The sequence below is a fragment of the Streptococcus sp. VTCC 12905 genome (assembly GCF_049893385.1).
In the GTDB taxonomy this organism is placed as follows: Bacteria; Bacillota; Bacilli; order Lactobacillales; family Streptococcaceae; genus Streptococcus; species Streptococcus suis_AA.
Map to the genome: position 1 here is coordinate 1 of NZ_JBMVJC010000074.1, position 701 is coordinate 701.

The 701-nt window shown below is 47.9% G+C and carries 6 tRNA genes; all 6 read left to right on the forward strand.

What is annotated here, in order from left to right:
• The first annotated feature begins 1 nt into the window (after position 1).
• Positions 2 to 74: transfer RNA gene (locus ACPC58_RS11650), tRNA-Phe, on the forward strand.
• 15 nt (positions 75 to 89) lie between these two features.
• A tRNA-Tyr gene (locus ACPC58_RS11655) sits at positions 90 to 170 on the forward strand.
• 7 nt (positions 171 to 177) lie between these two features.
• Positions 178 to 248: transfer RNA gene (locus tag ACPC58_RS11660), tRNA-Trp, on the forward strand.
• Positions 249 to 255: 7 nt separating this feature from the next.
• Positions 256 to 328: transfer RNA gene (locus ACPC58_RS11665), tRNA-His, on the forward strand.
• An 11-nt stretch (positions 329 to 339) separates the two neighbouring features.
• Positions 340 to 411, forward strand: a tRNA-Gln gene (locus ACPC58_RS11670).
• An 11-nt stretch (positions 412 to 422) separates the two neighbouring features.
• A tRNA-Leu gene (locus tag ACPC58_RS11675) sits at positions 423 to 506 on the forward strand.
• Positions 507 to 701 lie beyond the last annotated feature (195 nt).

A 701-nucleotide genomic window follows, 5' to 3' on the forward strand; every position in this document is an offset into this window, starting at 1 on the left:
TGGCTCGGTAGCTCAGTTGGTAGAGCAATGGATTGAAGCTCCATGTGTCGGCGGTTCGATTCCGTCTCGCGCCATTAACTTAATATTTTGGAGAGATAGCGAAGAGGCTAAACGCGGCGGACTGTAAATCCGCTCCTTCGGGTTCGGGGGTTCGAATCCCTCTCTCTCCATACCTTTGCGGGCATAGTTTAAAGGTAGAACTAAGGTCTCCAAAACCTTCAGTGTGGGTTCAATTCCTACTGCCCGTGTTCTATGGCGGGTGTGGTGAAGTGGTTAACACATCAGATTGTGGCTCTGACATTCGGGGGTTCGATTCCCCTCACTCGCCTATTTTGTTATTGGGGTATAGCCAAGCGGTAAGGCAAGGGACTTTGACTCCCTCATGCGTTGGTTCGAATCCAGCTACCCCAGTTTAACTATATGCCGGCGTGGCGGAATTGGCAGACGCGCTGGACTCAAAATCCAGTGTCCGCAAGGACGTGCCGGTTCGACCCCGGCCGCCGGTATAGTTGAAAAGACAAGGTTTCTAAGCCTTGTCTTTTATTTTTTCCTATAGAATTGTTGGCCAGAGTTACTTAAAATTTCTTCCTAATTATATATGTACATCTAATGCCTTGTATTTTCGGCTCTTTGTCAACTGTAGTGGGTAGATGAAAAGCTAACACCTAGAGAGGACGAACTTCGTCCTCTCTTTCTTTATG